Annotated in this window: 8 protein-coding genes; 7 read left to right on the forward strand and 1 reads right to left on the reverse strand. The window is 41.5% G+C overall.

Annotated elements, in window-relative coordinates; genetic code table 11:
• The 7 genes from JXL83_10310 to JXL83_10340 all read left to right on the forward strand — a co-directional run.
• On the forward strand, nt 1–819 hold an 819-nt coding region (locus JXL83_10310), incomplete at its 5' end, for a PTS sugar transporter subunit IIA (protein ID MBN2364508.1).
• A gap of 215 nt (nt 820–1,034) precedes the next feature.
• Nucleotides 1,035–1,205 carry a hypothetical protein gene (locus JXL83_10315; protein ID MBN2364509.1) on the forward strand — a complete coding sequence of 57 codons (171 nt, stop codon included), beginning with the start codon at nt 1,035–1,037 and terminating at the stop codon, nt 1,203–1,205.
• A gap of 2 nt (nt 1,206–1,207) precedes the next feature.
• Nucleotides 1,208–1,585, forward strand: a complete 378-nt coding sequence (locus tag JXL83_10320; GenBank protein ID MBN2364510.1) for a cupin domain-containing protein — start codon at nt 1,208–1,210, stop codon at nt 1,583–1,585.
• A gap of 11 nt (nt 1,586–1,596) precedes the next feature.
• Nucleotides 1,597–2,553 (forward strand): hypothetical protein, encoded by a 957-nt coding sequence (locus tag JXL83_10325; protein ID MBN2364511.1) that lies wholly within the window; start codon nt 1,597–1,599, stop codon nt 2,551–2,553.
• Nucleotides 2,554–2,627: 74 nt separating this feature from the next.
• A complete protein-coding gene (locus JXL83_10330) occupies nt 2,628–3,296 on the forward strand; it encodes a class I SAM-dependent methyltransferase (protein ID MBN2364512.1) in 669 nt (222 codons plus the stop codon).
• 359 nt (nt 3,297–3,655) lie between these two features.
• Entirely contained in the window at nt 3,656–3,826 is a 171-nt protein-coding gene (locus tag JXL83_10335; protein ID MBN2364513.1) for a hypothetical protein, read from the forward strand.
• Nucleotides 3,827–3,846: 20 nt separating this feature from the next.
• Nucleotides 3,847–4,404 (forward strand): isoprenylcysteine carboxylmethyltransferase family protein, encoded by a 558-nt coding sequence (locus tag JXL83_10340; GenBank protein MBN2364514.1) that lies wholly within the window; start codon nt 3,847–3,849, stop codon nt 4,402–4,404.
• A 189-nt stretch (nt 4,405–4,593) separates the two neighbouring features.
• Here JXL83_10340 and JXL83_10345 read toward each other — a convergent pair whose 3' ends face one another.
• Nucleotides 4,594–6,267 (reverse strand): hypothetical protein, encoded by a 1,674-nt coding sequence (locus JXL83_10345; protein ID MBN2364515.1) that lies wholly within the window; start codon nt 6,265–6,267, stop codon nt 4,594–4,596.
• Nucleotides 6,268–6,574: the final 307 nt, after the last annotated feature.

The raw sequence follows: 6,574 nt of genomic DNA on the forward strand, positions 1-6,574 counted from the left end.
CTCATTTCCATACTCGACAGAAACGCCTGTGTACTTAACATCCCTGAGCGGGACAGGGAAGGAGTCATCAGAAGGATTGCTACGATCGCATCCAAGACAGAAGCGCTGACAGGAGTTTCACCCGAAATAATTTACGAAAAACTCATGTCGCGCGAAACAGAGGGATCAACCGGCATTGGTAACGGCATCGCCATACCTCACGCCCGAATCGAGGGGATGAAGGCTTTCCTTCTTTTTATCGTGACTTCACACCGTGGAGCCGAATTTAATTCCATTGATAAAAAAAGGGTACACACCTTCTTTGTAGTCATCGGTCCAGAGGAACGAATCAATGATCATTTAAAAATACTCGCGGCAATATCCCACATTCTCGCATCATCAAACGTGAAAAAAGAACTCCGCAGAGCCATAACCAACACGGCTCTGTATGAAGCATTTCTACGCAACGTGCGTATCGCGGATTCAAAATACGATTCCACACAGAAATTCAAGGCTCTCTTTGTCATTCTTTATTTTGAAGAATTCCTCTACGACATACTCGAATTTTTCATCCAGGAAGGAATCGAAGGAGCCACTATTTTTGATTCATCGGGAATGGGGCAGTACATATCTAATATACCCCTGTTTGCAAGTTTCATAGGTTTCATGAACGAAACCAAAAATCACAGCAACACTATTGTCGCTATGATTCCGGAGAACAGGTTCAATGATATAGTCGAAGGAATCGAGGAGATTACGGGAAACCTCGACAAAAAGGAAGGCGCCATGCTTTTCGCGGTCGATGTCAGCTTCGCGAGGGGCACGATGAAAATGATGTAGGAGAACCATGAAACTGTACGAGATTTTCGTCAATGGTCTGGCCGTCAAAATTAAACCTACGGACAATGAATGCTTCTCATGAATTTAAATTGAAATTTCTACAGAAAAGGCATCAGAACTGCGATAGTAAAATTAATGATTGCATGGGCAAAAAAGCGGAGCTGTGAGAAAATTCAAGTGAATGACTATGAAAATCAGAGTTTTCAATAAATCAGATGAAAAAGAAGTCATCGAACTTTGGATCAAATGCGGACTTGTCAGGCCCTGGAACAATCCGCGGAAGGACATCGAATCAAGAGTTCTACAAATCACTGGATTATAAAATAGATGATGTCATAAGTATGGGAAAAAGGCTGAAAGAGGACGACATGTACGAGGAGACTTGATTATGGGCGATTTCCCTGTTTTCATGAAAAACGCTCTAAACAAAATACCCGTTTCGACACAGAACACGAAGGATATCGAAGGTTTTTATTTCGAAGGGAAAGACGGTTCCCAGATGGCTTTCTGGACCAGCTTTTCCGACAGAACTTCCGAAAAACACATGCATGACTTCGACGAATACATGACGGTTGTCAATGGTCAGTATACAGTTTACGTCGAAGGCGAAAAAACGGTTCTGAATCCCGGAGACGAACTCTTCATACCGAAAGGGAAAGAACAATGGGGGGAATGTCTGGCTGGGACGAGGACCATCCATTGCTTCGGCGGTAAAAGAATAAATCCGGGAAAAAGCACTGAAACTGAAAATGATCTGGGAAAATAATCTTGGAAAGCATGAACCGGAAAATAATCGACAGGATAATAAAACAAACCGGCGCTCAGGATCTCGTTCAACTGCTGGTCGACAAACTTTCTTTCGGGGAACTGCAGTCGCTTCTGTTGAAAGTGTTCGAGTTGAAGACTAAAAAGAAAAGGCATAAAGACGTTCTTTCAGAATACCGGACAAACAGATTCTCCCGGCCTTCGGACATAAGTCCACTGATGCACAGAAAGTTCGAATTAGCCGTATTTTCACTGCTCCCCACCGGATTTGAAACAATAGACCTTTCGCCTCTCACGCCGCTCGGGACAACCAGTGTTCTGACGCCTGTTCACCAGAACAACGTCATCTCGACGGTGAGAAACACCGAGGTCGCGGCAGACACGACAAACATCCTCGCCCTTGAATGTGCAAAAAGGCGCGGCGAACTTCTGATGAACAACAAAAAGAACAATTATCCGGTAAAACTATGTTCGAGTCAGCGAGTAACGAGAGCCCAGATGTATGAAAACAGAAATTTTTCAGCTTTCTTCAACATCATCGCCCTGTGCACGGCTGGGAGGGATACCGGAAACGACGGTTTTGAAAACACCGCCCTCGAAGAACACGTAATGTTTTACACCAGAGTTATCGAAGAGTTAATCGAAGTGAACGACGTAAAAAGAATAAACATAAAGTTCTACAATTACGGGAACTGCGACAATTTAACACTGATCGGAAACATAAAAAACAAACTCAAGGGGCGGGATAAGATCCTCTTCAAAACCGAGAACGACAGTTCTTTCGGTAGGAACTATTATTCAAGGCTCAGGTTCAATATCGGAGTCGTCAACTCTGAAGACAAGGAGTTTGACTACATAGACGGTGGATTCACAGACTGGACATCGGATCTTTTGAACAGTGATAAGGAAAGACTTTTGACAAGCGCTATTGGAACCGATTATCTTTTACGGAGTATTAGAACCGTATAACGGAATAGACCTTGTTTCACCAGGAATATTTTTTCTGAATTGCTTGCGGGAAATAACAAAAAGGAGGAAGGGTAATGGCTGAGTGGAACGACCTGTTTCTTGACAAGGAGTTCATTGATCTGATTCCTCAAACTGAGATACACAGATTCATTGTAAATCTTCAGAAAATCTTTCAAACCCGAAAAGTAATGATATGGGATCAGTGCTGCGGCGCCGGACGCCACACTGTGCTTGCGGCAAAACTCGGATGCGATGTCTACTCTTCGGACGTATCCAAAAACGGAACCGATTACCTCAGATGCAGGCTTGATGAGGAAAATCTCGGGGCAAAAGTAAAAATCGCTGACATGACCAAAGATCCATGGGAAAATAAACGGTTTCACGGAGTAATGGTCTGGGACGCAATTCATCACAACACGATCGGAAACATCCGAAAAGCCTTCGACATTATCTACGACCGGCTTCAACCGGGAGGACAATTTCTGTGCACTTTGATGTCCGACAAATCGAAGTCCTATGCCCTCGGCAGTGAAATAGAAAAAAATACTTTCGTTCAGTCCGAAGGACCCGAAGCAGGCGTTCCACACCATTATTTCGACGAAGCGGAAGTCACAAACATTTTTCAGAAATGGAAAAAACTGGTTCTGTCTGAAAAAGAAGTCAGGTACGTAGAGACCGCAAAGGATTTCTACAAAACCAATCCTTTCGGATACACAAAATGGGAAATACTTCTGGAAAAATAACCGCCGCTGGTGACTGCATTTTGTGTGCCTTTTAAGGAAGAAAAGTGGAAACAAAACATTGGGTGAGATTCCGGCAAACGCCACACGAAGATTATAGAATTGGTAAAAATTGATGCTGGACAAAAGACAAATCGAGAACAACATAGGCTGGTCGACCTATTGTATGACCAGAATCGCAGCCAATGTTTTAAAGCACGAGAGAACTCAATGACTAACCGCTTATTGTTTATTTGACTTGGTCTGAAAGCAAATTTAAAATTTATATGATACGTTTATTATGCGAAAATTATTAGACACAAACCGAAAAAACCAAAACCAGTCAACAAGAGAAAAAGTGTTTTGCTAGGAATCCTGGAGATATGAAAATTTCTTATGAACCCGTCGGAATCATACACACTCCGTTCAAGTCTAGAGAAGGTATGCCCATTCAGACCAGGGGGGCAAAAGGGATTAAAGGGAAAATCGTTCTGAATGAAGAGTTTGTCCCCGGTCTTTCCGACCTTGACGGATTTTCACACAATGAAATATGACGTCTGGAAGAGGATTTGATATGTATGTTTTCATTACAATATGGGGGATTTGGTTTCTCTCGGAAATCTTTCTGTCAAGATTCGTAAAATCCAGATCGACGAACTCAGAAAATTTGGACAAAAACTCCCTGCGAATAATGTGGACAACTATCATTGTCTCAATTTTCGCCGGAGTGATTCTGATGATTTACACCAGTTTACCGGTATCAGGTTCCCCTCTGACGGCATACATCGGATTGTCAGTCATTGTCTCCGGTATGATTCTCCGCATAATTGCCATCATAACTCTCGGAAGGTTTTTCACCGTTGATTTGGCGATCCACAGCGATCAGAGGATAATTCGAAAGGGTCTTTATAAATTCATCCGGCATCCTTCCTATACGGGATCGTTGATTTCATTCGTCGGATTGGGCATGTCATTCAACAACTGGGCAAGTCTTGTTGTTATATCCGTTCCAGTAATTCTATCTTTTATTTACCGGATAAATGTTGAAGAGAATCTGATGTTTCGGCAATTCGGAAAGGAATACGATGAGTACAGGAAAAAGACCAGGCGGCTTATTCCGTTCGTATATTGAATAGATTTCCATGAGAAAGCTGAATAATTCTGACAATGCTTTCAATGCCTATTATATTCGATCCGGTGTTATGTTGAAGCCTGTCGATTTTGAGATCCGAAAAAAGGGATATCAAATTTTCCGAACAGCTCAGATTTCGAAGATTTGACGGCAGGGAATGGTTTTACTTTGCGATTTGTGTTGCCGTTTCTACGGCAGGACGATTTTTCCTTTCTGCTGAAATCCCCCAGAAGTGAAAGTATAAAAGTATAACCCGCATGGAATCGAATTTTGGAACAAGCGCATAGAATGTCTTCCCGCGGACAGATATCCGAAATCTCTGTCGGACACAAGTCTGCCTGAGGCGTCGAATAATTTTATCTTTGTATACCCGCCTTCAGGCAAATCGATTTCAAAGAGTATGTTTTCATCAGAAAACACAGTCTTAATTCTGTATAAAACCGGTATTTCATCTCCAAAAATTTCTTCAATGTTTACGTAGTAAGGCATCTGAATGCCCGAAAAATATATTCTATTACCCGGAGTGTCAATATTATGAATTACTTGAAAATAAGGTTGATAAACCGGATTAAGCAACCATTTTAAATAAGTGCTTTTCGGCCTGTAATATTCAATGCTCGTGTCCGCGGGAGTTATCCTGTTTACGTTCCATGTAGTTCCGCTGTCATCTGACATCGCTGCATAAAGTTGAGTTGAATACAATGTGTCGTTGCCGATAACAGTATCCGCAACAGCGCTGAATGTAATCCAAAGGGCAGATCCAAAAATCGGTGGTTCAATTGAAATCACTCCGTAAATATCGAAAATTGATGGTGATGAGGCAATTTGTTCAAAAACGGAAGTATCTCCTGCGGCTATTGGAATAGCCCCAGAGGGATCAAAAACATAATTACCCGGCGACCCTCCTGAGGGTTTTATGAAATACAATTCCCCGTATTCAAAAGAATCCCACATATCTTCAGAATTGTCAAAAATCGCCGCGATGTAAGGGACATTCTCTTCCGGACTGACAAAAACACCGTATCCACCTTTTAGGGATAAAGATAAAATCTGGCCTCCCGTCTGAACATTGAATAGCGTTTCCTCATCCGACCATGTCACTCCGTAATCCGTTGTCTCCCTATAAAGCGGAATTTTAGGTGAACTGTCTGAATTTGAAACAGCGTAAAAAGCAAACGCGTATCCATTTAAACCATTTTCAATAACTGCTGAAGATGTTATGTAATCTGCTGAAGGAGCTCTAAATACGAAATGCTCCCAGTTACTTCCGTGATCTGTGCTCCTCCATCCGTTTATTGTGTCAATTCCCGAAAGAATGCAGATTGTATCTCCATTTCCCCAGACGCAAATCGTATGCCCGTAATGAGAATAAGTGCTATCAATTTCATGAGGATTGTATATTGCCCAAGGAGGATTTTCATCATAGGTAAAAAACAGCGTATTAAATTCGTTCCAGACTATGAAATTTTCGACAGCAGGGCTCGAAGGGTATTCATAATTATATCCCTGATCAATGTCAGTTTTAATTCTCATGGTAAAATTACTCCCCAGCTGATTGTAGGACCAATTATTACCGTTGTCTGTGGAATAGGATTGATGGAGCAACATGTCATAGACGGGGTCTGAGGTCTTTACCGCGAAAATTATGGCTATGGTGTCGTATGAGGATATAATTTTTCTGCCCGGTCCAAGAAGTGCATCTTCATGCGCTTCAGCGGTTATGAATACCGGATATGACGGGGAAAAAAGCAAATATCCCTGTGCATCCAGTGTCGTGTAGACAGTTCCGTCTTTCTCGAAATTCAGGGAATAAATTGATTGGATGAAAAGAAAAAAACTCATGAACAATAATTGTTTTTTCATTGTTTCTCCTTTTGTATTTATTATACAAGGTGAAGAAAACTAACCGCAAATATGATTTTTTATCATAGATGAAAATATCGCGGTATTTTTTTTTACAAAAAAAACCGTACCACGAATAAACGCGAAGCAGAAAAATACATTTCTGTATAAAATTTGTATCTCAAATTTTATACTTCGTGAAGCTCTCTTACTTTGCTATGCAAATAAGAGAGCCTTCGTGCAGGTGATAATCGAAGATTTTCACCGACTTCGTGGTAGAATTTTTCTTTGGTTTTTGAATAGATTCAGAAATAAAAGGTTGAAAAAA

Source organism: candidate division WOR-3 bacterium (assembly GCA_016934535.1).
GTDB lineage: Bacteria > SDB-A > SDB-A > SDB-A > SDB-A > JAFGIG01.